This window comes from Salegentibacter salarius, from assembly GCF_900168265.1.
GTDB lineage: Bacteria > Bacteroidota > Bacteroidia > Flavobacteriales > Flavobacteriaceae > Salegentibacter > Salegentibacter salarius.
This window is the reverse complement of sequence record NZ_FVZF01000028.1, coordinates 1-25184: the sequence shown is the minus strand read 5'-3', so window position 1 is coordinate 25184 and position 25184 is coordinate 1. Positions and strand designations below refer to the sequence as shown.

21 protein-coding genes, 1 tRNA gene and 1 pseudogene are annotated in these 25184 nt (G+C 36.1%); 8 read left to right on the top strand and 15 right to left on the bottom strand.

The window, feature by feature from the left end:
* Window positions 1–3 precede the first annotated feature (3 nt).
* A complete protein-coding gene (locus B5440_RS13620; RefSeq protein WP_079711159.1) occupies window positions 4–1653 on the top strand; it encodes a bifunctional metallophosphatase/5'-nucleotidase in 1650 nt (549 codons plus the stop codon).
* A 52-nt stretch (window positions 1654–1705) separates the two neighbouring features.
* Here B5440_RS13620 and B5440_RS13615 read toward each other — a convergent pair whose 3' ends face one another.
* From B5440_RS13615 to trhA, 8 genes are all read right to left on the bottom strand, one after another.
* Complete coding sequence (locus B5440_RS13615; RefSeq protein WP_070054345.1) at window positions 1706–2317, bottom strand: class I SAM-dependent methyltransferase; 612 nt, start codon at window positions 2315–2317, stop codon at window positions 1706–1708.
* Window positions 2318–2324: 7 nt separating this feature from the next.
* Window positions 2325–2939, bottom strand: coding sequence for a class I SAM-dependent methyltransferase (locus B5440_RS13610; RefSeq protein ID WP_070054344.1), 615 nt, complete (start codon window positions 2937–2939; stop codon window positions 2325–2327).
* A 132-nt stretch (window positions 2940–3071) separates the two neighbouring features.
* Window positions 3072–4109, bottom strand: coding sequence for a cytochrome d ubiquinol oxidase subunit II (locus tag B5440_RS13605; protein WP_070054343.1), 1038 nt, complete (start codon window positions 4107–4109; stop codon window positions 3072–3074).
* A gap of 2 nt (window positions 4110–4111) precedes the next feature.
* Window positions 4112–5509: a cytochrome ubiquinol oxidase subunit I gene (locus B5440_RS13600; protein WP_079711158.1), complete on the bottom strand. Its 1398-nt coding sequence runs from the start codon at window positions 5507–5509 to the stop codon at window positions 4112–4114.
* A 56-nt stretch (window positions 5510–5565) separates the two neighbouring features.
* A complete protein-coding gene (locus B5440_RS13595; protein ID WP_070054342.1) occupies window positions 5566–6018 on the bottom strand; it encodes a methyltransferase family protein in 453 nt (150 codons plus the stop codon).
* Window positions 6019–6056: 38 nt separating this feature from the next.
* Window positions 6057–6854, bottom strand: a complete 798-nt coding sequence (locus B5440_RS13590; protein ID WP_070054341.1) for a sulfite exporter TauE/SafE family protein — start codon at window positions 6852–6854, stop codon at window positions 6057–6059.
* Between the two features lie 70 nt (window positions 6855–6924).
* Window positions 6925–7557 carry a Crp/Fnr family transcriptional regulator gene (locus B5440_RS13585; protein WP_057481758.1) on the bottom strand — a complete coding sequence of 211 codons (633 nt, stop codon included), beginning with the start codon at window positions 7555–7557 and terminating at the stop codon, window positions 6925–6927.
* A gap of 99 nt (window positions 7558–7656) precedes the next feature.
* Window positions 7657–8307 (bottom strand): PAQR family membrane homeostasis protein TrhA, encoded by a 651-nt coding sequence (gene trhA, locus B5440_RS13580; RefSeq protein ID WP_198550883.1) that lies wholly within the window; start codon window positions 8305–8307, stop codon window positions 7657–7659.
* A 117-nt stretch (window positions 8308–8424) separates the two neighbouring features.
* Between trhA and B5440_RS13575 the strand changes: the two genes are divergently transcribed.
* A complete protein-coding gene (locus B5440_RS13575; RefSeq protein WP_070054340.1) occupies window positions 8425–9642 on the top strand; it encodes an exonuclease SbcCD subunit D C-terminal domain-containing protein in 1218 nt (405 codons plus the stop codon).
* 3 nt (window positions 9643–9645) lie between these two features.
* Window positions 9646–12672: an SbcC/MukB-like Walker B domain-containing protein gene (locus B5440_RS13570; RefSeq protein ID WP_070054339.1), complete on the top strand. Its 3027-nt coding sequence runs from the start codon at window positions 9646–9648 to the stop codon at window positions 12670–12672.
* Between the two features lie 112 nt (window positions 12673–12784).
* Here B5440_RS13570 and nusG read toward each other — a convergent pair whose 3' ends face one another.
* Together nusG and B5440_RS13560 are read right to left on the bottom strand one after the other, a co-directional pair.
* Entirely contained in the window at window positions 12785–13258 is a 474-nt protein-coding gene (gene nusG / locus B5440_RS13565; protein WP_070054338.1) for a transcription termination/antitermination protein NusG, read from the bottom strand.
* Between the two features lie 285 nt (window positions 13259–13543).
* A complete protein-coding gene (locus B5440_RS13560; protein WP_070054337.1) occupies window positions 13544–14419 on the bottom strand; it encodes a cation diffusion facilitator family transporter in 876 nt (291 codons plus the stop codon).
* Between the two features lie 172 nt (window positions 14420–14591).
* On the opposite strand from B5440_RS13560, the gene B5440_RS13555 reads away from it, so the two are divergent.
* From B5440_RS13555 to B5440_RS13545, 3 genes are all read left to right on the top strand, one after another.
* The gene (locus B5440_RS13555; protein WP_070054336.1) at window positions 14592–15854 is read left to right on the top strand and encodes a carboxypeptidase-like regulatory domain-containing protein; all 1263 of its coding nucleotides are present in this window, start codon (window positions 14592–14594) and stop codon (window positions 15852–15854) included.
* 326 nt (window positions 15855–16180) lie between these two features.
* Window positions 16181–16254 (top strand) — tRNA-Pro (locus B5440_RS13550).
* 247 nt (window positions 16255–16501) lie between these two features.
* Window positions 16502–17707: a site-specific integrase gene (locus B5440_RS13545; RefSeq protein WP_070054335.1), complete on the top strand. Its 1206-nt coding sequence runs from the start codon at window positions 16502–16504 to the stop codon at window positions 17705–17707.
* Between the two features lie 406 nt (window positions 17708–18113).
* Here B5440_RS13545 and B5440_RS13540 read toward each other — a convergent pair whose 3' ends face one another.
* From B5440_RS13540 to surE, 4 genes are all read right to left on the bottom strand, one after another.
* A complete protein-coding gene (locus B5440_RS13540; RefSeq protein WP_232756019.1) occupies window positions 18114–20780 on the bottom strand; it encodes a cation-translocating P-type ATPase in 2667 nt (888 codons plus the stop codon).
* A 258-nt stretch (window positions 20781–21038) separates the two neighbouring features.
* A complete protein-coding gene (locus B5440_RS13535; protein WP_070054333.1) occupies window positions 21039–21446 on the bottom strand; it encodes a BLUF domain-containing protein in 408 nt (135 codons plus the stop codon).
* A gap of 147 nt (window positions 21447–21593) precedes the next feature.
* On the bottom strand, window positions 21594–22247 hold the full coding sequence (locus tag B5440_RS13530) for a flavodoxin family protein (protein WP_070054374.1): 654 nt from the start codon (window positions 22245–22247) through the stop codon (window positions 21594–21596).
* Between the two features lie 132 nt (window positions 22248–22379).
* Window positions 22380–23111 carry a 5'/3'-nucleotidase SurE gene (gene surE / locus B5440_RS13525; RefSeq protein WP_070054332.1) on the bottom strand — a complete coding sequence of 244 codons (732 nt, stop codon included), beginning with the start codon at window positions 23109–23111 and terminating at the stop codon, window positions 22380–22382.
* Between the two features lie 218 nt (window positions 23112–23329).
* Here surE and B5440_RS13520 point away from each other — a divergent pair, with 218 nt between their 5' ends.
* The gene (locus B5440_RS13520) at window positions 23330–24223 is read left to right on the top strand and encodes a diacylglycerol/lipid kinase family protein (RefSeq protein ID WP_070054331.1); all 894 of its coding nucleotides are present in this window, start codon (window positions 23330–23332) and stop codon (window positions 24221–24223) included.
* 164 nt (window positions 24224–24387) lie between these two features.
* Here the strand turns inward: B5440_RS13520 and B5440_RS13515 are convergent.
* Window positions 24388–24840: pseudogene (locus B5440_RS13515) on the bottom strand (DUF892 family protein); the annotation flags it as partial.
* Between the two features lie 76 nt (window positions 24841–24916).
* Between B5440_RS13515 and B5440_RS13510 the strand changes: the two are divergent.
* On the top strand, window positions 24917–25184 hold a 268-nt coding region (locus tag B5440_RS13510), incomplete at its 3' end, for a transposase (RefSeq protein WP_143533314.1).

The window sequence follows — 25184 nt, the reverse complement described above, 5'->3', positions numbered from 1 at the left end:
TTTATGAAAATTAGTTTAAAGACAGCAATGATCCTGTTTTCAGGCATTGCTACCATTGGTTTATATACCTCTTGCAACAATGCAAATGGTAAAAACCCGGAGAAAAATATAGATGAAACCACTAAAATCACCATTTTACAAACGGCCGATATTCACGGGCAACTTGATTCTCACCCCGAATTATTTTGGGAAGATGAAGAAATAGTATTTAAAGAACGTGGCGGCCTCGCACACATTCAAACCCTCTTTGAAGAAGAAAGAGCCAAAAACCCTAATACCATAATTTTTGATGGCGGTGATCTTATCCAGGGAAGTGGCTATGCCGCACTTTCTGAAGGAAAAATTTTTCCTGAAATTATAAAGAATATGGATTACGACCTTCTAGTGCCGGGTAACTGGGAAGTAGTCTATGGCAAGAAAGTAATGATGGATGTTTTACAGGGTTTTGAAACTCCTGTAATTGTTCAGAATATGTTTCACCAGGAAGATAAAAAAGAGCTTTTTCCACCCTACTGGACTAAAGAAATTGAAGATGTAAAACTTGGGTTTATCGGGATAAACGATCCTGATGTTCCTGTAAGGCAAAATCCGATTTTTAGTGAAGGTATTGACTTTAGCGGATTAGACGAGGGCGTGGAAGAACTAATTCAGAAAGTAAAAAAAGAAGAGAAAGTTGACGCGCTGTTTTTGGTAACCCACTTCGGAATTTTTAAGCAGGTAGAATTAGCTAACAATCCAATTGCTAAAGATGTAGATTATATCTTCGGAAACGACACTCACGAACGCGTTCGGGAGCCTATTAAAGGGAAATATGCGAAAGTTACCGAACCCGGAGCTTTTGGCTCTTTTGTAGGAAAATTAAATCTTTATTTTAAAAATGGCGAGATTGTAGATGAGGAATATGAGTTATTAGAAGTTGATCCGAAAAAATACCCGGCCAATCCTAAAATTGCTAAACTAGTCAGCAAGGCAAAGGAACCTTATAAAGAGCATTTGGAGACCGTAATTGGTTATACCGAAACGCCACTTTACCGATATTTAACGGTGGAAAACCCAATGGATAATATGATCACAGATGCAGCAAGGTGGAAAACCGGTGCCGATATTTCTATCTCTAACGGATTTCGTTTTGGAAATCCCATAGTTCCCGAGAACGGAAAACCTGCGCCTATAACCCGGGCTAATTTATGGAACGTGCTCCCGGTAAATGAAAAAGTAAAAACCGGGAAGGCTACCGGAAAGCAGATAAAAGACTGGCTGGAAAGTGAGATGCACAATGCCTTTGCCCAAACTCCTACCGAGCGTTTTGGCGGCTGGATGGTTAGATTCTCTGGAATGGAAGTAGATTTTAATTCTCAGAATGAAAAAGGGGAACGTATAAAATCGGTTAAGGTAAATGGCGAGAAAATCCAGGATGATGAGTATTACACTATTTCAGCCTGTGTGCGGCCCGGTGACCCCATTGATAATCTTTGCCGAATGCCGAACGTTAAAAATGTTGAGGTACAAGACTATACTATTCACGAAGTAGTAGAAGAATACCTGCAAAAGCACTCCCCGGTTTCCCCAAGACTGGATGGGCGTTCTTATTGCGAATATTTAGGTGAAAAATCTTTTTCAACGGTTCCCGGAACCGATTATGAATTCCACTAGATAAAACAAACCTCACAGGTGAAGAGAATAGCTTGTGAGGTTTTTTTATAAATCACGGCTTCGTAGCTACAAAACGAATTACCGCTGCTTTGCCATTATGGTATTTTCCTTCAGAAAGTTCTATTAATTTATCTTCAAATTCCTCGAATTTAAATCCGCTAAAGCTGGTTTGTAATTCTTCTTTTGAAAATAACATTTCAGCATTCTTAGGTCCGCCTGATTTTGGATTCTCTTTCTGAACATCTATCTGCTCTTTGCTGAAAGCTTCAAAAATAATAACTCCGCCAGGTTTCAATAGATTTCTAAATTCTGCAAAATAGCTTTGTTTGTCCTCCGGTGAAAAATGGGCGAAGATTAAAGCTATAACATCAAACTGTTCCGCTTTATAATCCATATCGGCCAATTTCCCAACTTGGTAATCAATTTCTACATCTTCTGAATTTGCCAACTTAAGGGCTTTCTCCCTTCCTTCTTTACTAATGTCAAAAGCAGAAACCTTCCAAGCTCTTTTGGCTGCGTAAACTGCATTACGGCCTTCCCCTTCTGCCGGGAACAAAATTTTCCCTGGCTGTATTTCATCAAGTTTCCTTTTGAAATACTTGTTGGGAGCTTTTCCGTAAACATAATCCGGTTCGGCGTAGCGTTCATCCCAAAACTCTTTCATAAAATTTCTATTTTTTTCTGAAACAACAAAACGTAAAATTCTGAATAGCTCCCGTTGGGGTTGTGTGATCTATGTTTTTACTTTCAACAAGATTAAATTTGGCTTCAAGTAAATTTTCAAGATCTTCTTTATCATATTGCTTAACCGTACGGCCGCTACATTTTGTAGGTCCATTCTTTGAAAAAGTTGCAATAATTACAAACCCACCGGGAATAACCGAATTTTCCAGTGTACGTATATAATTTTCAATTTGCTGATCTTCAGTTAAAAAATGAAACGCCGCTCTATCGTGCCAAAGGTGATAGGTTTGGGTTGCTTCAAAGCTTGAAACATCAGCGTTTATCCAGGTTACCTTTTCCGCTTCGGCGCCCAATCGGGCTTCAGCTTTTTCCAAAGCCTCTTTAGAAATATCCAGAACCGAAATATCGCGATAACCTTCTTTCATTAAAAAATCTACAAGATTAGAATCTCCACCACCAATGTCTATAATCTTCGAGGTATAGGGCAATTCTAATTGTTGAATAAAATTTAATGAAATCTCAGGTTTTTCCTGATACCAACTTGTTTCAGGATAAGACTTCTTTGCATATACTTCTTCCCAATGTGCTTTCATCTCTTTCATAATCTTTATTTCCTCTGAATTTGCAAAATAATTTGTGATCAATTTTTACCCGAAAAATTTCCTGGACTCAGGATAAAAAACAGGCTTTATAATCAGTTGTTTTATAATCATAAATCTACACCGTACAACAACTTACTCATATTTTTTCTCATTTTTCTCTAAAACCTTAATCATATTAAAAGAACGCATCAAATGAAAAAGTCCGGGTAAAATTATAAATCCTCCAATAAGAAGCATGATGGCCAGATTACTAATCGTAGCCTCTGGGGCCAGGTTTGCCAGCAAACTTACTTCTTTGTCTGCAGTAATAATTATATACGGAAAATGAGCGTAAAGTGCTGCAAACAGAACTAAAATCACCTGGAAAACAGCTAAATATCTACTGGCTATTCGGTATTCCTTCTTAATGAATTTCCACAACGGAAATAATAAGATTCCGGAAAAAGCCACACAGGCCAGGGAAACCGGATTATGTATAAAATCTTCGGCAAATTTTACATCGCTGAAATATCCAAAACTGATTAAAATAAATCCAAGCACCACCAAAACCGAAGTAAAGAATGCCGAGTTTCTAGCATAGTGCTTTCGGGCTTTACCTTCGGCTTCACCAATTAGAAGTGTGGATGCTAAAAATGCGCAAAGAGCCGCGTAAAATAAACCAACCAACAGGCTAAAAATATTGAGCCAGTGTTGCATAAAAAGATCATAAAAGCCGTAATTTTCATAATCTTCGGTAATAATAATTTTACCACCAATAAGTGCCCCGAAAGACATTCCCAGAAAAACTGGTGTAACAAAACTTCCTATTCTAAAAAGCCAGTTATACCAGAATTGAGATTTATCTACCACCGCATCATAATGCCTAAAAACAAAAGCCACACCTCGCAGGGTAATCCCCAGCAAAACTAAAGTTAAAGGAATATGCAAATAGATTATCATGATATTAAAGTAAGCGGGAAAAGCCACCCACAAAATTACAAGCATAATAATAAGCCAGATATGATTTGCCTCCCAAATGGGGCCCATTACCCTATAAATTGTATCTCTGGTATGCTCCTTATTTTTTGCAGAAGAAAACAATTCTACAATTCCAGCACCAAAATCGGCACCACCGAGTAGCACATATAAAAGCAATGAAAACAGCAGAAAAAATAACACTATATACAACATAACTAATCTTTGCTTTTATTCTTCATGTTAATAGGATTGTTTTTACGCGCTCTTTCACGATCAAAAGATTTCTGAGAGGAATTTTCCTTAGAACCGTCCTCGTTGGGTTCTTGATTAAGAGATTTTATCTGTCGGTTCATTAACCAGGTAACGGTTATTCCCAGCACCGTATATAAAAACAGGTAGAAAAAGAAACTATACTTCATTCCAGGCATAGGAGTTACGGCATCTTTGGTGCGCATTATCTGGTGAATTATCCAGGGCTGGCGTCCAACTTCGGTAACAACCCAACCTGCTTCTATGGCTACAAAACCAAGCGGAGCAACAACTATAAATAATAGCCAGTAATATTTATTATTAAGCAATTTTTTCTTCTTTAAACTGATAAAATAAATGAGCCCGGCAAACATCAATAATGTCCCGATCCCCACCATAATTTGAAAGGCATAATGCACAATCGCAACCGGAGGAAGTTCATCTTCAGGGAAATCATTTAATCCTTTTACTTCGGCATCAAAATCCCCAAAAGCCAGGAAAGATAAAGCATTAGGAATTTCAATTTTATTGGTTACCGTTCGGTTTTCTTCATCTACAATGCCTCCAATATAGAGCGGAGCACCTTTTTCGGTCTCATAATGTGCTTCCATAGCAGCCAACTTTACCGGTTGGCGTTCGGCTACATCTTTTGCCGAAAGATCGCCGCTTATTGGCTGCAAAAATGCGGCAACTGCTCCAAAAATGATTGCGATTTTAAAAGCTTTAGTATGTAATTCTACATTTCTTTTCCGGAAAATTTGAAAAGCATGAATTCCTGCAACTCCAAAACTAGTGGCTACAAAGGCAGCTAACGTCATATGCAAAGCTTGTGTAAACCAGGCAGGATTCAATAAGGCGGCAACAGGATCTATATTAGTAAATTCCCCATTAATATAATCGAAGCCTGAGGGAGCATTCATCCATCCATTTGCTGAAACTACTAGTATTCCTGAAGCTACACCTGAAACACCTATAATGACTCCAGTAAACCAGTGAAATTTTTCCGGGAGCTTATTCCAGCCGTAGAGATAGAATCCAAGGGCGATGGCTTCTACAAAAAATGCAGCGCCTTCCAGCGAAAAGGGCATTCCAATTATTGGCCCTGCGTGTTTCATAAATTCGGGCCAAAGCATTCCCAGTTCAAAAGAAAGAGCAGTACCTGAAACCGCACCGGTTACAAAAAAAATGGCCACTCCTTTTAGCCAGGCCATACTTAATCTTTTATAAACGGGATTTCGTGTTTTTAACCATTTATGGTGCGCTACCACCATAAAGAAAGGCATTACCATACCAATACAGGCAAAAATAATGTGGAAGCCTAAAGTAAAGGCCATTTGTAGGCGAGCATAATCTAAATTCTCCATCAACTTCTAGTTTATTGATTTTAAAACCATTAAATATGGACTTATCAATATAATTTTCAACAAATAAATTTAGGGAAAAATCTACCGGTGTTCTGCCGGTAATCACGATAATTTGGATACTTTAAACATAATTGTTCTTCTTCGTAATTTGATTTATACCTAAAAAGTAAAACTAACAAGAGCACGATGCCAAGCTTATAAAACGAATTAAAATACAGGGCCAGAAAAAATAGCGCAAAGAGGATTCCTGAATAAATGGGATGCCGAACATATTTATAAACCCCAGAAGTAATTAAAATAGCATTATTCTTCGGCTTCGGGAAAGGTGACAGATTGGTATTTAATTGCAGCAAAGCTATAAGTATAAATAAGAAACCCAGCCCACTTAAAACTAAAAAAACCGGTTGGAGCCCTTCCAGCCGGTTAAATTTTAAAGTATCTATTTCAAAAATAAAAGCAATAAAAAGTACAAGTTGTATCCCAACAAAAATGTAGTTTTTATAATGCATTTATTTCAGTTTTTAATCTATTCTAATAGTTCTCAATTTTATGAGATTTCGGCCCAAATAATATACACACCCATTAGCAAGACGAACCAACCAAAACCTTTTTTAAGTTTTTTTCCATCTATAAATTTATTGAGATAGATACCTACAAACATTCCTACTACCGAAAGACCGGTGAAGATGGCTAAAAATATCCAATCTATATTCATATTCTGAACATCCCCAATAAATCCTATAAGCGATTTAATTGCAATAATTAATAAAGATGTAGCCACGGCTTTTTTCATGGGGAGCTTAGCCAGAAGCACCAGGGCTGGGATAATTAAAAACCCTCCGCCGGCACCAACAATCCCGGTTAAGACACCAACTACAATCCCTTCAATAATAATTAATGGGTAGTTATAACTTATTTTTTCTGCTTCTGCTTTTTTCTTGCCATTTTCCCTAATCATGGAGACCGAAGCCAAAATCATAATGATCGCAAAAAACAGCATAATCCCGATATTTTTCGTGATTTCAAAACCACCTATACTAAAAAGTGATTCGGGAATGGCGGGCACCATATATTTTCGAGTGGCATAAACAGCTATAAAAGCCGGAATAGAAAACACGATAGCGGTTCTAAAATCTACCAGTTTCTTCTGCATATTTTTAAACGCACCCACTAAAGCAGAAGCACCAACTACGAAAAGGGAATAAGCCGTAGCTGTTACAGGATTAATTGCCAGTAAATAAACAAGCACGGGAACCGTTAATATAGAACCACCGCCGCCAATAAGACCTAAGACAACTCCAATTATTAATGCTCCAAAGTAACCCAGTATTTCTAGTATTTCCATATCTAAATATTATTTCGGTGCAAAAGTACTTGCAATATGGGGCTCGTACAGTAACAAGGGTTACATAGGTCTAAAGTGCCATTACTTCTATGCTGTTGCGTTGTAGTTTTATCTTTCCGTCCAGTTCAAGTTTTTTCAACAACCTGGAAATTACCACTCGTGAAGTATGTAAATCGTATGCAATTTGCTGGTGTGTAACCGCAATCACCTCATTTTGATTAATCTTCGCTTTATCTTCAAGGTATTTCATTAAACGCTGATCCATATTCATAAAAGCAATGGTATCTATGGTATCCAGCATTTCGGTAAGACGGGCCTGGTAACTCGCAAAGACGAAATCTCGCCAGGATTTATATTTCGAAGTCCATTCTTCCATTTTTTCAATAGGGATCATCACTAACTTTGTGTCTCGCTCTGCCACAGCCCTAATTTCACTTTTGGTTTGGCCAAGACAACAGGAAAGAGTCATGGCACAGGTATCGCCACGTTCCAGGAAATACAATAATAATTCATCTCCATCTTTATCCTCACGCATAATTTTAATAGCGCCTTCAATTAGTAAAGGCATCATTTTCACATAATCGCCAATCTCAATAATTTTTTCGCCCTGCGCTTTAAACTGAAGTTGGCCTACCTTGTTTATCTCTTCAATAAGTTCATCTTCAAAAATAAAACCGTAGGCTTCTTTTAATTCCTGTAACATATATATTGCTGTGCTATTTATTAATTCTGAAAACATTTCTTTTTCAGAAACTAAAATTAGTATTTAAATTGAGAATTGCTTGTGTTTTTAACCGAAAGTCTAGCCCGGCAACACATAAAAATAAATAGAAAGATAATGGCAAAACGACCCGAAAAGCACGAAAATATGGAAAATAGCGTGATTGAATTTCACTTTATCAAAACTAAATAACACCGCACCAATAGTATACGAAATCCCGCCGGCAAACAGCCACCACAAACCTTCTGTGCTTAAATTATCGTATAAAGGTTTAATGGCAAAAACGATGATCCAACCCATAAGTACATACATAATAGTAGACAGGGTTTGGTATTTCCCGATAAAGAAAAGTTTAAGAATAATCCCGGTTAGTGCAATACCCCAAACCACACCAAAAATGGTCCACCCAATCCACCCGTCTAATGTTACTAGGGCAAAGGGCGTGTAGCTTCCTGCGATAAGCACGTAAATTGAAGCGTGGTCCAGAATATTTAATTTATAACGCAAACTTTTATTGGTCGCGCTATGGTAAAAAGTTGAAGCCGCGTATAGCAAGATCATACTTGCGCCAAAAATGCTAAAACTTACAAGGTGTACCGTTTCACCAAGTTCGTTCGCCCTTGATATTAGCAAAACGAGACCTAAAATGCTTAAAACTAAACCAAATCCGTGGGAGAGCACATTTAATTTCTCTTCCAGGTCATCATATTTTTGGTGAGGTACGTTTTTCACAGGTGTTTAATTGAATCTATAAAATTAAAAATATTCAGGCTTAAACGGAATATTTTAAACGCCCAATTTTTATTATTTTCGGGCTTTCACACCGGCACAAATTCTTAACCGATTCTTATGAAAATTCTGCATACTGCCGACTGGCATATTGGTAAAAAACTGCATAAACATAGTTTACAACCCGATTTTGATCTTTTTATAGATTGGCTTTGCAATTGTATTTCTGAAAATACAGTAAAGGTTTTATTGGTGTCGGGAGATGTTTTTGATCTCGCAAATCCTTCTTCGGAAGCAAGGCAGCAATATTTTAAAGCTTTGATGAAACTGAAGCGACTAGACTGCAAAATAATTCTTACCGGTGGAAATCACGATTCTCCAACTATGCTAAATGCCCCGCAGGAAGTGCTACGGGAATTAGATATTCATATTATTGGAGGTTTGCCAGATGAACTTTCAGAATGTATTGTTCCTATTAAAAATGATAAAAATGAAACCGAACTTCTTATTGCCGCACTCCCCTATCTTCGGGATGCAGATTTAAGAACTGCCAGCCAGGGAAATTCTTACGAAGACCGGCTGGAAGCTTTGCGAAAAGGAATTCAGCAAACATTTTTAGATACTGCTGAAATTTGTAAATCTGAATTCCCTGAAATTCCTACCATTGCTATGGGGCATCTATTTGCTGCCGGCGCAGAAACCTCAGAAAGTGAGCGCGACATTCAAATTGGCAACCAGGCAGCTTTTAATGCGCTTCAGTTTGGAGATTATTATAATTATATCGCCCTTGGCCACATTCACAAACCACAAAGGGTAAATGCAGCTACTCCTACTTTTTATAGCGGTTCTCCTATTCCACTTTCGTTTAGTGAGCGCAGCAATATTAATAGAATCCTACTTTTGGATACCGAGACCGGTTGGGAACCAAAAAGTATAGAAATTCCAGGCTTTAGAGAATTATTGAAAATTACTGGAAACCTGGAAAAACTTCAGCAGAAATTAATAGAGCTGCAAGATCGGGAAGGACTAGCTTCTTTAATTGAAATTGAATTGCTGGAAGAAAATTTTGATGCTAATAAAATCTATGAACTCGATCAGTTAGTCGATAATTTTAAGGTGGAAGGTTACCAGATTGTAAAACATCGCGCCAGTTTTGAAAATAAGATTAGTGGTAGCGGCGAACTTTATGAAGAAAAACAACAATTGGAAGATCTGCAACCTTTAGATGTTTTTCAAAAATTGGTAGACAAACAGGAAGAAGATGAGGAAACCCGCAAGGAATTAATGAGCGCTTTTAATGAAATTCTTGAAGAAGTGCATCAATCTAAAAAAGCTTAAATAATGAAGATTCTAAGCATAGCCTTTAAAAATATTAATTCCCTAAAAGGTGAAAATTTTATAGATTTTGAAGCAGCTCCGTTTTCGGGAAATACTCTTTTTGCCATCACCGGACCAACCGGAAGTGGTAAGAGCAGTATTCTGGATGTGATCTCACTCGCGCTTTTTAATCAGGTGCCAAGGCTGGGGAAAATCAGTAAAAAAGAAATTAGGGAAAAAGGAGCCATTCTTACCCGAAACCAAAAGGAAGCTTACGCCAAAGTAACTTTTGAGACCGGTTCAGGTCGCTACACATCTTCCTGGAGTATTGAGGTGAATCGAAATGGAAATCTCAATGATTATAATATGGAGATTGCCAATCTTCAGGATAACTCGTTACTAGATCTTAAAAAATCTGAAGTTCCGGGGAAAAATGAAGAATTGATCGGTTTAAATTACGATCAGTTTATTAAATCGGTTTTACTGGCCCAGGGCGATTTTGCTAAATTTCTTTCGGCTAAAAAAGAAGAACGCGGCGAATTACTGGAAAAAATTACCGGTACAGGCATTTATCGCCAATTAGGCATTATGGCTTTTGAACGTTTTAAAGCCGAAACTAAAGAGATTGAATCCCAGCAAAACGAAATAAAACTCTTTGAATCTTATTTGCTTTCCAAAGAAGATCTTGACACTTTCAATAAAGATTTAGAAGAAAAAACTACTCAAACTGAAAGTTTGCAGAAGGATCTGAAACTGATTGAAAAACAGCTGGAGTTAAAGGAGAACATTCAAAAGCAGGAAAAAGAAATAAGCGGTTTACAGGAGGAAGAATCAAAACTGAATCAACAGCTTAAAGAATTTGAAGCCGAATATGGTGAAAGTCTCAGCCAACACGAGAAACTACAACCTATTGCTGAAGAATTACAATCCTGGAACAGGTTTCAGCAGGAATTGCAAAGTTTAAAAGAAAACCTGGGCAGGACCTTAGAAAAAATTGAAGCAAATAAAGAGAATACCTCCGGGTTTATTCAGCAGGTAAAAGGTTTTGTTCAGGAAGATGTTAATGCGGAAAATTTAAAAGAAAAACTGAATCTTTTTACCAAAAAAATAGTCAGGCTTCAGGATGAAAAAACTTCTTTGGGTCGTGATTATAAAAGTAAGCTACAATTATTCAAAACCGAGATTCGTGAATTAAGACTGAACTTTCCGGAGAATGATCTAAAGACCGGAAAGAAACTTCTGGAAGAACTTCAGGCCGATCAACTTCAGCAGAAACATCAACTCGAAACTGAGCTGAAAGAAGTCGATTTAGAAAAACTGATTTCTGAAAAATCACGTTTAAAAAGCGATTTGGAAATGGCCCGTGAGGCCAAGCAGTTTTCAGAAAAAAAACTCCAGCTCGAGGATAATAGTGCCAAACTTACTAAAGATATTCAGGCACATCAACCGGAACTGGAAGCTCTCCCAAAAATTATTGAAAAGGAAAAAGATCTAATTGTTTCCTTAAAAAAAGATTTAAAGATACTTCAGCTTAAAAAAGATAATCAATTAGTAACAGCAGAATTAGAAGAACTTAGAAACTCACTAAAAACCGGGGAAGCCTGTCCGCTTTGTGGTTCTAAGGAGCATCCTTATTCTGAACATCTTCCCGAATTTGAAGATGAGCTTGAAATAAAGATTTCAGCAAAAAGTAATGAAATAGAGGAGCAAAACAAAAAACTTACCCAGGCGCAATCCAAATTTTTACATATAGAAGAATCGCTACAAAAAGCTAAAAAGGAATTAACTGAGATTGAAAACCAGGTTTCTGAAAACGAGAAAATATTCAGTGAAAAATATCCTGATTTAAATTTAGCTGAAAAGATAGATTGGGAAACTTATATCGCGAAAATAAATACTAAAATTGAAAGCCTGGACGCGTTTGTAACTACGCAACAGAAATTAAGAGCAATAACAACTGGATTACCGATTCTGGAAGAATTAGATCAAATTCTGCAACAAGGCAAATTACTACAGCAGCAACTTCAATCAAGTTATTCAGGAAATAATATTGTGGAAGACAGCCGGGAATTACTGGATAAATGGAATGCTTTAATTCACGAAAAGAATTACTTAAAACAAAACGAAAAAGAGCAAAAAGAGCAGTTGAGTCAGCAATCAAAAAGATATGAGGAACTGCTGGAAAAGCTTCGACCCGAAATCTTAAAACAAAGTTTTGAATCTGTTGAAAGTGCATTCCGATCACTCTTGCCAGGCAACAAATTCCTGGAATTAAAAGACAAAAAAGACAATATTTTAAAACAAAGAAGTATTGCCTCTACTGAAATTTCTACTTTACAAAAGCAATTAAAACAGTTTAAAGAAAATGAAAGTGAACGCGCTGCAGCTGATTTAGTAGCAGAACAGTCAGGAAAACAGAAAGAATTTGAGCTAGCCCAGTCTACTTGTAGAGAATTGGGAAGAAAACTAGAAAATAACAAAGAATATCTATCGCGACTAAAGCAACTGGAAAAACAAATTGCTGAAAAAGAAAAACAGAGCAAACGCTGGCGACTTTTAAATACGCTAATTGGCGACAGGCAGGGGAAAAAGTTTAATGATTTTGCTCAAGATCTTACCCTTTCGCAATTAATTCATCTGGCAAATGTGAGGTTAAAAGATCTAAGCCAACGTTATAGAATAGACAAAGCAAACGAAGATGAAGACGACGGCCTGGTTGCTATTGATGAAGATATGGGCGGGCAAAGACGATCGGTTAAAACACTTTCTGGCGGCGAGACCTTTCTTTTAAGTTTGTCATTGGCACTGGCCTTATCTGATCTGGCGTCAAGAAACGTTGAAATAAACAGTTTATTTATTGATGAAGGTTTTGGGACTTTAGATCCTGAAACTTTAGATCAAACCCTGGACACTTTAGAAAAACTACAGGCAGAATCTGGTAAAACAATTGGAATTATAAGCCACGTTGCATCTTTGAAGGAACGTATTGCCACCCAAATTCAATTAACCCGAAACGGACAGGGTTATAGTAGTTTGACGGTGAAGTTGTGAGTTGTGAGTTGTGAGTTGTGAGTTGTGAGTTGTGAGTTGTGAGTTGTGAGTGAAAATTAAAAAATCTATTCTTACTTAGTACTTAGCAATTTCAAAATAATTGAAAAAACTTTTAAACCACCTCTTTGGTTAAAACCTCAACTGTACATCCTAATTTTGGGAGAATAAGTCGCATTTTTCTTTTTCCGACTTCACGAATAATGGCTTCCTGGTCTTTAAAAAGTCCGTTTTTGATGCTTATTTTATCCCCTTCGTTAAGGTGCTCTACTTTCGCATCGTCAACTTTTTCACCATCAAGCCATTCCTGGATAACTTCAATCTCTTCATTTCTTACTATTGCCGGCTTCCCAAGCCAGAATAAATACCTAACTACTCCTGGCACATCAAAAACCCGGTTGCGATTCTTTTCTTCCAGCTTAATAAAAACATAGGATTTAAAAAGAGGAGTCTTTAGTTTTTTCCTGCGATCTTTCCACTGTTTGATTTCGGTAATTAAAGGACAATAAACCTTCACCCCCATTTGTTCCAAACTTTCGGCCACTCTTTTTTCAGTTCTTGGTTTGGTGTATAAAACGTACCACGACATAATTAAGATTTATCTGCAAGTATTACGTACAGGAGTTCTAACTCCATCTCTTCGCAGTAGGGTAATGTTGAAGAAATTTAGATTGATTTGCTAATTAGTTACTCAAAAATACAAAGATTTTTAGGAACTATTATAATGAGAACTTGTAAGAAAAAACGATTAATCGATGAAACACTGACAGCTAATTTATTAGGGAAATCTACCTATAGCAATAAATTCAAGTAAATATTTAAATTGAATATTCTAGATAAAAAACTAAACGGTATACAGGCGATGAAAAAACTTCTATTCTAAACTACAGGTTTCTGAATCCAGCTCAAACTGAACGGTGAAATGTTCAAAATTGTATGTTTCAAGCGTATTCAACACTTCGGTTTTCAGCTTTAAATATTCTTCAAATTTATTAACGTGTTCAAGCTTCACGTGAGCCGTAAAAACGTGGTGCTCTCCTTCCTGCGACCAAATGTGTACGTGGTGGGAAGAAGCTACTCCCTGGATGTTTTCAATTTTATTCTTTATTTCCTTCAAATTAATATCTGCCGGAGTGCCCTGCAAAAAAATAAATAACGTCTCTTTTAATCTTTTAAATACATTCCAAAGAATATATAACGTAATGGCCAGCGATAAAGCAGGATCCAGGTAATGGATATCCTTAAATTGAAGAATAATGGAGACCACCAACACGGCAACCCAACCTAAAACATCTTCCATTAGATGCCAGGAAACCACTTTTTCGTTAAGGGTTTTCCCGCCACTCAATTTCCAGGCCGCATAAGCATTCACGGCTACCCCTATTATCGCGAAGATCATCATTCCCTGTGCATCAGAATGCTCAGGATTCATTAATCTTCCAACGGCTTCATAGATCACATACACAGAACCGCCAATAAGTACCAAACTATTAATTAGTGCTCCTAACAGCGAAAACCTTCTGTAACCAAAGGAAAATTTTGAATCGCTTTTTTGTTGTGCTTTGTGATCCAGGTACCAGGAAGTACCAAGGGATAGGCTATCTCCCAGGTCGTGTACCGCATCTGAAATTATAGCAATGCTATTCACATAAATTCCACCAATAAATTCAAGAATCGTAAATCCAAGATTCAAGAAAAAAGCCAGTTTAAGGTTTTTTCCAGAAGAGTGATGATGATGCTGGTGACCCATAATTTATACTAAAAGTCCATTATCTTTTCCTTTCGAAATTAGTCATTTTTTTGGCTATGGCTAAATTCCCCCTGCTAATACACAGAAAACTATATTTATTGAAGCCTGGAATCTCACTATTATTTCTGCTTAAAATTTCGTATATTAGAATGAATATCAAAACTTTATAGCTGTGAAAAATTTAAAAACCCTAATTCTTTTTTTAGTGGGTGTACTTGTTAGCTATACGCCCCTAAATGCGACAATAATTTTACAAAATACCTCTCAGGATTATGTAGAATATAAAGGTGAAGTAATTAACTCCAATAGCGAGGATATAATTATGAACGCCCATATCTCGGTAAATGAAACCAATATTTCTACGGTTACTAATTCCGAAGGAAAATTTTCTCTTAAAGTCCCAACAGACATAAGCCCTGCCACGGTAAACATTTCATACCTGGGCTACCAGAGTAAAAATTTACCTCTTAGTTATTTTAAACCCGAGGGTACTTTAATTTATCTGGACCCGGTGGTAGAAGAACTTTCTGAAGTGAAAGTTTATGAAGCAGGCGATGCGCGAAGATTGGTGCGATCAATGTTGGATAATCGCGGGGATAATTATATTGATAATCCTACCCAAATGACTGCTTTCTATAGAGAAAGTATTAGTAAAGGCAATAGAAACGTTTCATTAAGCGAAGCCGTGGTGAAAATTCATAAAAAACCTTATAGTCATTATGGAGAGGAAGATATAGAATTAGTAAAAGCCCGTAAAACGGCAGATTATGACCGTTTAGACACCCTGGCACTTAAATTACGTGGCGGGCCATTTAATACGCTCTTTATTGATGTCATGAAATATCCTGATTATCTATTTTACGAAGAGAACTTAGACAATTATGAATTCAATTTTGAAGAGCCAACTCGAATTGACAACCGTCAATTATATGTGGTAAGCTTTAAAGATATGAATAAAGAAATGCCCTGGTTTTTTGGAAAGCTTTATATAGATGCCGAAACCCAAAGCCTGGTAAGAGCGAAATTAAATATGAATGTAGATAACAGGCGGGCAGCTACCAATATGTTTGTAAATAAAAAACCGGGTGGAACCAAGGTATACCCCATTGAAGTAATGTATGATATAGACTATCATCAGCAAAACGGAAAATGGTATTTTGGATACTCCAACGCCAAACTTCTCTTTGTAGTAAACTGGAAGAAAAAACTGTTTAATTCGAGATACCAGGTAAATTCTGAAATGGCTGTAACCAATTGGCAGCTTGAGACAGAAGACCGAATTAAGAAAAATGAAAATTTCCTGAATAAGAGAGTTGTGATGGGCGATGATATTTCTGGTTTCACTGATTTGCAATTCTGGGGAAGCAATAATATAATAGAACCCGATAAGTCTATACAAAACGCAATAGATAAAATTCAGAGAAATATCCAATAAAGAATTAATTATATAAATTGCAGAAGGTTGTTTGAATAGTTTTTCAAGCGACCTTTTTTTGTTGTAAAAACCAATCCCACAAATTCCATCTTATAAAATAATAGACTGAAAGTTTATTTTATAAAATTTCAAAACTGACTATCAACACCTTAAGATGACACGAAATTAAGCATCTAAAAAATAGGCTTTTCGTTTTGATAATAGCAAATAAGCACTTTAATTTGTATCTCGATTTTAGGCAGTGTCTATTGTTTTCTTACAGTTTAAGAGGGAAAGCCAGAAACTTAAATAAAACGGATTCTGAAAACTAAAATTGAATGTTGAATCGGGATGTGGCGCAGTCTGGTAGCGTATACGCCTGGGGGGCGTGGGGTCGCAGGTTCAAATCCTGTCATCCCGACTTTTTAAGATTTCAAAATATCAAAAATAAAGGGTAATTGTATGGTTTTCATATAGTTACCCTTTTTTGTTTCTCAAACTTTAATAAAACATTTCAAATTTAATGTGAGTTAATCGTGAGTTCATGGCTATAACTGTGAGTTAATCGTGAGCTTTTTTATTGTATTTTTATACGTCTCATTTTTTATAATTACATGTGCAGTTTGACTTCGTATTCTTAATGATTGTTTAATTTAAATTGTTAAGCTATGCGTACCAGTCAAACCTTTTCTATTTCTTTTATTGTCCGAAAAAAGAAAAACCAATCAGATCTAGCCCTTCTTTATGCCCGAATTACCGTTAACGGTAAATTCCTTGAAATTAGTTTAAAACGTACTATTCCAATTGATAAGTGGAATCAGGCTGCAAATAGATTAAAAGGGAATAGTATAGAAAGTCAGCAGATCAATAAAAAGATTGATGAAACCAAAGCATTATTATATGATGCATATGATACTCTCGTTAAAGAAGACCAGATTATAAATGCACAGAAAATCAAGTCGCGATACTTAAAAAGTGATCAACAACATTTTACACTAACCTATTTAATTAATTATCATAAAGAAAAGATGGATAAAATTCTGAAGTATGGAACCATGAAAAACTACTACACTACAGAATCTTACTTAAAAAAATATCTAAAAACACACTTAAATATCTCTGATATCTATTTAAAGCAGATTGATTATCAATTTACTCTTGGATTTGAAAGTTTTTTACGAGCCTTGCCAGGTCTTCATAATAATGGAGTAATGCAGCATATGGAGCGTTTCAAAAAGTTAATGGGCCTAGCCGGAGATTTAGATTGGATTGAAAAAAATCCTAGTAAAAAATTCAAGCTACGGTTTGAGCAAGTAGATATGGTATACCTAAACAAAACAGAGCTTGAAAAGATTAAAAATGAAATATTAGAAAAACCTGTATTATCTATTAACAGAGATATTTTTATTTTTTCTTGCTATACTGGCCTAACATATGCAGATGTCAAGGCATTAAAAAATTATCATTTGCAAATTGGGATTGATGGTAAAAATTGGATTTATACCAGAAGAAGTAAAACTAATACGGCCGTTCGTATTCCGATATTGAAAGAAGCTCAGAAAATTCTAGACCGATATAAAGCGCATCCAAAAATTGATGGGACAGAAAAATTATTACCGGTTTATTCCAATCAGAAAACTAATGAATATTTAAGAGAGGTTACAGATAAACTAAAAATAAAAAAGAAATTGAGTTTTCATACCGCCCGACATACTTTCGCTACTACCGTAACCTTGGCAAATGGAGTTCCAATAGAAACGGTATCAAAGCTTTTGAGGCATTCTAAAATATCAACTACACAAATCTATGCTCGGGTAATTGACTCTAAAATATCTAGCGATATTGATAATTTGAGGAAAAAGTTAAACGCCTAGAATTATTCTAGTAAGGACTATCTAGTAAATAATATAAAGTTAAAATAACAGAGTTCGCATCCCTGTTATTTTAACTTTTATACACTTCATTGGGTCTCAAATGAGATACCAGCTTCATTTTTTATCATACAACAAATTCATATTTTTTTTCTTTTAAGCTTACTAGCTCTTAAGCTTTTATAACCTAAGAATATTATTTATTTTCTAATATCTACTATCACCTTCTGCGTATTATAGCCTACCCTACCTCAAGCTTAATCACAAATCAGCTAATTAAAAGCGAAAAACCGTCATCTTCCATTTCACTCTTTCCGCACAAAGTGTTAAGGTTTTGTTTTTCCATTTAATTACTCAAATTGGATTCCATATTTAATTTAAATATGCTTTCTGATCCCAATCACACCTGTTAAAAATCCTTCTTTATAAATTTTATTAGTTGTATAACGACACTCGGCAATAAACTGGCTATTGCAATGAGTACCCAAACCCGCGTTTCTAAATCCTGGAAGTTAAAAACATCGGCCAGGCCGGGGATAAAATAAGCAACGATTACTGTTGCAAAACACAAAGCTACTGCCATCCACACATATTTATTGCGCGTAACCTGATTATTAAAAAACGGTTCGGTGCCATCCCGCATATTAAAAACATGTAGGAATTGAGAAAATGCCAAACTAAAAAAGGCAATGTTGTTGGTAATATCCTCGGGGCTGTTCCACACGAAATGCGCATAAAGATAAGCGCCGCTCACACTTGTTGCAATTATAAGTCCGTAAACGGCAATTTGTGTCCAATTTTTTTTGGTAATAATAGGTTCTTCCGGGTCTTTTGGCGGCAAATCCATCACGCCAGGATTACCGCGTCCAATTCCCAAAGCCAGCGCCGGAAAAACATCAGAAAGTAAGTTAAGAAACAGTAATTGCAAAGGTAGAATTGGCAACACAAACAGCGTAAAACTCATTAAAGCGATAATAATAATTTCGCTTAAATGATACGAAAGTTGGTATACCACAAACTTACGGATATTCTCAAAAATTATTCTTCCTTGCTCTATGGCTAACTCGATAGATTGAAAGGCATCGTCTTTTAATACAACATCGGCCACCTCCTGTGCTACTTGCGTGCCTCGTTTTCCCATCGCGATCCCAATATCGGCTTTTTTTAAGGCAGGTGCATCGTTAACCCCGTCGCCGGTCATTCCTACAATTTCGCCATGTTCCTGGTAAAATTCGATGAGTTTTAATTTTTGTTCGGGCGTAACTCGCGAAAATACTTTGGTGGCTAATAATTTTTTGGCGTCTTTATTTAATTTTTCACCCAAATCTTTTCCGTGTACTACGTTTTCCTGGTCGTCTTCTTCACTAGCGAGATGAACTTCTTTGGCTACGTTTTGTGCCGTTCCTGGATGATCTCCTGTAACCATAACCACTTTTATTCCGGCGTTTTTGGTGTTATCCATGCTGTTTTCCACTTCTTTACGCGGTGGATCTATAAATCCAACCAGTCCCGCAAAGACCAGTTCGTAAAGAAAATCCTCTTCTGCTTCACCTTGAGGGAGTTCTTTTAGTTCTTTATAACCAAAACCTAACACGCGCAAACCGTCTTTAGAAAGTTGATCGTTTTTTTCGAGCCATTCTTTTTTATCTTCTTCGGTAAACTCTTTTTCTTCGCCGTGGACCAGAATCTTTTTAGAGCGTTCCAAAATTTTATCTGCAGAACCTTTTCCAGCCATATAAAAACCTTCTTCCACTTCGTAAACCGCACCCATTACCATAGCGTCAGAGTCAAACGGGTCGTGTAATTTTCGCTCTAATTTTTGATGCTCCTGAAATTTTTCTTCGTTGAAAGCTTTGGTGAAATTTAGTAAAGCAATTTCCAGCGGATCGCCTTTGGCATCGTTGTCTTCTTCCTGCAAAGAAGCGTCGTTGGCGAGAACGCTTATTTTAAATAAAGCTTGAAAATTATCCTGATCTTCTGCATTTTCAGCATCAGAAAGTTTTGGTTGGTATTCCTTCCAATTTACCTTCCAATAGTTATCGCCGGGAATGGAGAAAGCTTTTACGGTAAGCTCGTTTTTGGTAAGTGTTCCGGTTTTATCGGTGAAAATTACAGTAGTTTCACCCAGAGTTTCTACTGCGCTTAAGCGTTTTATGAGTACATTTTTTTTGGAAAGTCGCAACATTCCTCGTGCCAGAGCTATACTCGCTACAATAGGCAAACCTTCCGGAATGGCGGCAATAGCCCAGGCAATGGCAGTTTGCACCAATAAATACACATCTTTGCCTGCCAAATAGCCAAAGGCAAAAAAGGCTACGGCCAGCCCCAGAATTACGTAAATAAGTACTTTGGTAAGTTTGTTCAGCTTTTTATCTAAAGGCGTTTGGCTAGCTTCCTGATCTTGCACCAATGCGGAAATACTTCCCATTTCGGTATTCATTCCGGTGGCAACGACGATGGCTTTACCTTTTCCTCCCGTAACCGGTGTACCTTTATACACCATATTTTTCCGATCGGCCACCTGTTTCTCTTCTTGAATTACCTCAGGTTTTTTATCTACTGGCACCGACTCGCCGGTTAAGGCAGCTTCATCTACTTTAAATTCGGTAGCTTCGATTACGCGGGCATCGGCGGCTATTAAATCGCCTGCAGTAACGATTAGAATATCGCCCGGCACTACTTCTTCAGCATCTATTTCTTCTTCTTTCCCTTCCCGAAGTACATTTGCTTTTACCTTGTCTATTTCTTTAATGGCTTGCATAGATTGCTGGGCCTGATATTCCATCCAAAAACCAATAATGGTATTTACTAAAAGTACCACGGTAATGGCAATTCCCTCCGCAAAATCGCCCATAGTAAAAGCCAAAACAGCAGCGGCGACTAACAGATAAACTACAGGATTATTAATTTGCGCCAGAATAATTTCCCAAACGCTTTTACCCTCATGTTCTTCTAGTTTGTTACGCCCGTGTTCCTGCAAGACTTTTTTAGCCTCTTCTTTGCTCAAACCTTTTTCAGGGTCTACCTCAAAATTTTTGGTTACTTCGGCTACTTCTTTTTGGTAAAAAATTTCCAAAATACTTGATTTTTAATTAATCTATAAAATATGGAAAACACATTAAAATGCTTTTTAGCTTAACGTATTTTTAGCAGGCTTTATAGTGAATTTATAATTTTCTTATCTAAGAAACTATCTCGTAAAGTATTAGCAACTCAAATTACAGTTTAATTCGGTTAAAGTTGAAATTCACGTCTTCTACCGTTTCAGTGCTAGAAATAATAGCTAGAATAGCATTTTTATATGCACAAGCTAAATATCCAAATCTTATGGAACTTATCGCGTAGCAATAAAGTTCTCTAGCATTCTTTCCATTGGAATTTTTACTTCAGGAGACATACCATTTAAGGCTTCCATATATTCTTTGGGTACTCGAAAATTGTCAGGGGAATTTTCATCTAATAAATCTGCTATATAGCCATCAAATGAACCGTGTGCAATATCTTTTCCAATTATTTGAATAAGTCCATAATGACGAGAGTCTTTTTGTATTTTATGAAACAATGGTAAAACAATATCTTTTTCACCCTCTAATATTTGGAAAAAATTTCCTTCAGAATAGAGTAATATACCTTTTATCTCTAAGGAATTATTTTTTTTCTCCCAGAGATCTAAAAGGATCTTAATTTTTTGGAGATTTAAGTTCTTACTAGCATTACTGACATGACAAATTGCATATTTCATATGATAACTTTTTACAAGGCTGAAAAATAGGTTTAGATGATTAATAGAAATTCCTGCTTATTCTCCAATGTTTATTTTAGTCTTTATTTTCAAACTCTTCTTACCAAATAGTTCTCCCTACGAAGGTGAGTTTTCCTTAGCACATTCTTATTCTTCACTCATTTTTTTTGCTCTTTGTTCAAGCTGTTTGATGTTTGTGGTATAAGGGTTATTCTTAAGTGTTTTTGCTAGATGTACCATATTATGAACCATCAGTAGCATCATATTATTGGTAAATTCGTGCTTGCCCCCTTTAGCCTCTATGTAGCTTGGGCCTGGACCAGCTTTACCTACATAATAGCAGAAAGCATTCACAGGAATACTAAATCCTTGTTCTGAAAGATCAAAAAGAATACTGGAGATCGCTTTTTTCGCTCCATCTTCATTCCCATCTACCATTACACCTCCCACTTTGTGGTAAGTAGGGTATTGGCCATTCTCATCGTTCCCTTCTTCCATAATTCCGTCAAAGCGTTCATTTATCATCTTGGCTACAGCGCTACGGTCTCCTCTCCAGATAGGGGTAGCGATAATTAGCATATCGGCCTCCTTTACCTTTTTAAGAATTTCTGGCCATTCATCATTGTCACCTTCATTTGAAGTATTACCAAAACTTATGTCGTGATCTACTACCCGAATAATCTCAGTATCTACCTTAAGTTCCTTAAAAACTTTTTCTGTGTTTTCTATAAAAGCTGCAGTATTGGAAGTTTCTGGTGACTTTTTTAATGTACAATTAAGGAATAAGGCTTTAAGTTTCATAATTATTAATTTAAGGTTGAAATACGCATAACTAAAAGAAATAGTTTTTCCTAGGGTGCAAATAATTGGTAAAGAATAGAACAAAGTCTACAAAGGATCCCAATTATTCCTCTATTTTAGAAAAGATAATTGTCAATTCACCTTATTTCTTGAAGTAAGATAATCTTTATCAGTAAGGTCTAAGATCATAGGGGTAATACTAATTTTTCCATGTTTTACCGCCCACCGGTCAGAACCTTCTTCCTCCGGTTCTAAAGGTATTACAGTAAACCAATAATGCTGTCTACCCATAGGGTCTTTATTTGCTATAACTTTACCATCATAATGCCTCACAGATTGAGAAGTCCATACAATCTCCCCATTTGGTTTTCTAGGTAGGTTGATATTTAATAATTTTAATTCGTTTTCTTTTATTACCTCTTTTAAGGCATCAACCAAATGAGGACGCAACATTTCAAAATCGGGTTCATCATCCCCTGTAGACACACTAAAAGCTATTCCTCGAATATCAAATAGAACAGCCTGTCTTGCTGCCGAAAGCGTACCTGAGTGCCAGGCAGAATTTCCAATATTTGAGCCTATATTAACTCCTGATAACACCAGATCTATATCTTCAAATAAGTGAGATCCCAAAGCCACACAATCGGCTGGGGTTCCGGTGACACGATAGGCTTCAATACCCTCAAAATGTATGGGTGATTTTTTATAGGTAATAGGTTTTCGAGAGGTAATCGCCTGGCCCATGGAAGATTGTTCTATATCTGGCGCCATAACAATTACTTCTCCATATTCAGCAGCTACTTGAGCTAGACACATAAGGCCAGGACTGTAAATACCATCATCATTTGTCACTAATATTTTCATTCCTAAATTTTTAAATTCAACAATAAAATTATGTCAAGACTTAAATTACAAAATTTATATTAGGGAAGCTTGTGAAGAATGACAGGGAAAGCTAATATTATTCTTATTTTAACAATTGGCTCGGAAAGAAATAAATTTTTCTAAATTTTAAATAAATTAGATTTTAAACCAAGCATTATCTCCTATATTTAATTTCTTTCTAAAATAAATTAGGCCATATGAAGAAGGTACAATTGGTTTATAACCCAACTGCAGGAGATGAAGATCACGATGAGGATCAATTAATTGAACTTTTAAAAAATGCTGGTTATACGGTTTATTTCGTTTCAACAGATGATGAAAATTGGGAAGCTTCTTTAATAGAAAAACCAGAAATAATTTATGCAGCCGGTGGTGATGGTACGGTTCATAAAGTAACCGAGGCCTTACTAAAAAACGAGGATGTTAATACGGAAGTACCGATACGAATATTACCCTTAGGAACCGCGAATAATATCGCTAAAACCTTAGGAATTGCCCATAATAAAATTCCTGAAACTATTAAGGAAGGTACGAGATTTAAAGCTTTTGATTGTGGAAATATTAACGGATTAGGAAAAGAAAGATTTTTTATAGAGAGTTTAGGCTTGGGAATTTTCCCTAAGTTAATTCTCAAAATGAAAAATGAAGAAATTAAGCGTACTCCTTCTGAAAAATTAAAATATACCCACACCGTATTAAAACATCTTATAGAAACTTATAAACCTACCGAAAGCATCATCAAAATTGATGGAGAAATTATTAGAGATTCCTTTTTACTGGTGGAAGTTATGAATATTAAATACCTGGGGCCAAATCTTGAACTGGCACCAAATGCCAATCCTGATGATTCCTATTTTGACCTGGTCCTAATAAGAGAGCACTCCCGGAAGAAATTTTCAAAATATATTGATAATTTAAACAAAAATAAAAATAACGATATTGATTTAAGGCATTTTACCGAAACCAGGCGGGTAAGAAGTTTGTCAATTTTGAATTCAAATGCAAATCTGCACGTTGACGATGAAGTTATTGAGAACCAGTCTGACGCAGAAATAATAATCGAAAATATACCTGGCAAATTTAAGATGTGAAATTTTATTAATCTTCAAGAGCAGGATCCGGAAGGTATTAAATAGTTTTAATCCACAGAATTAATAAATTTAAATACCCTTTTTTTGATTTAAAAAATCCTTCTTTAGAACTTGGGAATAAATTTGAATAAAATCAGTTTAACTTTTTTAATCACCCTCATCTATTAATCATTTTTAATATTGATTTCCTCTAAGAGATCACTTAAATTTCTATACCTTTTCTGACCTTCTTTCAGTGATAATTCCAACTCCTCTGCTTGATTTTCTAAATCTAGACTTTTCGAATAGTTTATTAAGGCCTCATAGCAAGCAATTCTATAATTTTCTATTTTCTTAGCCTCATCAATAAGACCAATATCCTTTATTTCATTTATTGCCTCCTTTTTTATAAAGCAATTTACACCTTCACCAAGTCTTAACATTGATTTACAAGTTTGACCTGTAGGTTCAATGTTTAATCTACCTGATACCTGTTCAATCCGAGTCTTGTGTGTTTTGGTTTCCTCTAAATGAGTCCAAAATAATTTTTGAAGGTTTTTGCTCTCTGATTCTTCATGCATTTTTGGCAGGGCATCAGTTAATTGCTCCTCTGCACTATAAATGTCCTTTATCTGGTATTCGAATAAATGTGATCATCCCCCAAAAATTAGGACAGTAAGTTAAGTTCAAAAATAACCTTAATTTTACTGTATTATGACACGAAGAAAATTCACATCCAAGTTTAAAACGAAAGTAGTCCTTGAAGCCTTGAAGGAGCGGCAAACTGTCAAGGAGCTTGCACAAAAATTTGAAATCACCCCTCAGCAAATAGGCACCTGGAAACGCGATTTCCTAAAGGAGGCCGATACTGTTTTTTCCAAGGGTGAAAAATCAAAAAAATCGGAAGCAGAGGAAAAGAAAGACCAGCTTCTTAAAGTCATTGGGGAGCTTAAAGTGGAGAATGATTTTTTAAAAAACGCCT

What these genes read in the sequence shown, in the direction of transcription:
- B5440_RS13620 (WP_079711159.1), top strand. Translation starts at nt 4, where the DNA reads ATGAAAATTAGTTTAAAGACAGCAATGATCCTGTTTTCAGGCATTGCT.
- B5440_RS13575 (WP_070054340.1), top strand. Translation starts at nt 8,425, where the DNA reads ATGAAAATTCTGCATACTGCCGACTGGCATATTGGTAAAAAACTGCAT.
- B5440_RS13610 (WP_070054344.1), bottom strand. Translation starts at nt 2,939, where the DNA reads ATGAAAGAGATGAAAGCACATTGGGAAGAAGTATATGCAAAGAAGTCT.
- B5440_RS13530 (WP_070054374.1), bottom strand. Translation starts at nt 22,247, where the DNA reads ATGAAACTTAAAGCCTTATTCCTTAATTGTACATTAAAAAAGTCACCA.
- B5440_RS13605 (WP_070054343.1), bottom strand. Translation starts at nt 4,109, where the DNA reads ATGTTGTATATAGTGTTATTTTTTCTGCTGTTTTCATTGCTTTTATAT.
- B5440_RS13590 (WP_070054341.1), bottom strand. Translation starts at nt 6,854, where the DNA reads ATGGAAATACTAGAAATACTGGGTTACTTTGGAGCATTAATAATTGGA.
- B5440_RS13600 (WP_079711158.1), bottom strand. Translation starts at nt 5,509, where the DNA reads ATGGAGAATTTAGATTATGCTCGCCTACAAATGGCCTTTACTTTAGGC.
- B5440_RS13585 (WP_057481758.1), bottom strand. Translation starts at nt 7,557, where the DNA reads ATGTTACAGGAATTAAAAGAAGCCTACGGTTTTATTTTTGAAGATGAA.
- nusG (WP_070054338.1), bottom strand. Translation starts at nt 13,258, where the DNA reads ATGTCGTGGTACGTTTTATACACCAAACCAAGAACTGAAAAAAGAGTG.
- surE (WP_070054332.1), bottom strand. Translation starts at nt 23,111, where the DNA reads ATGAAAATATTAGTGACAAATGATGATGGTATTTACAGTCCTGGCCTT.
- B5440_RS13560 (WP_070054337.1), bottom strand. Translation starts at nt 14,419, where the DNA reads ATGGGTCACCAGCATCATCATCACTCTTCTGGAAAAAACCTTAAACTG.
- B5440_RS13615 (WP_070054345.1), bottom strand. Translation starts at nt 2,317, where the DNA reads ATGAAAGAGTTTTGGGATGAACGCTACGCCGAACCGGATTATGTTTAC.
- B5440_RS13535 (WP_070054333.1), bottom strand. Translation starts at nt 21,446, where the DNA reads ATGAAATATGCAATTTGTCATGTCAGTAATGCTAGTAAGAACTTAAAT.
- B5440_RS13520 (WP_070054331.1), top strand. Translation starts at nt 23,330, where the DNA reads ATGAAGAAGGTACAATTGGTTTATAACCCAACTGCAGGAGATGAAGAT.
- B5440_RS13570 (WP_070054339.1), top strand. Translation starts at nt 9,646, where the DNA reads ATGAAGATTCTAAGCATAGCCTTTAAAAATATTAATTCCCTAAAAGGT.
- B5440_RS13545 (WP_070054335.1), top strand. Translation starts at nt 16,502, where the DNA reads ATGCGTACCAGTCAAACCTTTTCTATTTCTTTTATTGTCCGAAAAAAG.
- B5440_RS13595 (WP_070054342.1), bottom strand. Translation starts at nt 6,018, where the DNA reads ATGCATTATAAAAACTACATTTTTGTTGGGATACAACTTGTACTTTTT.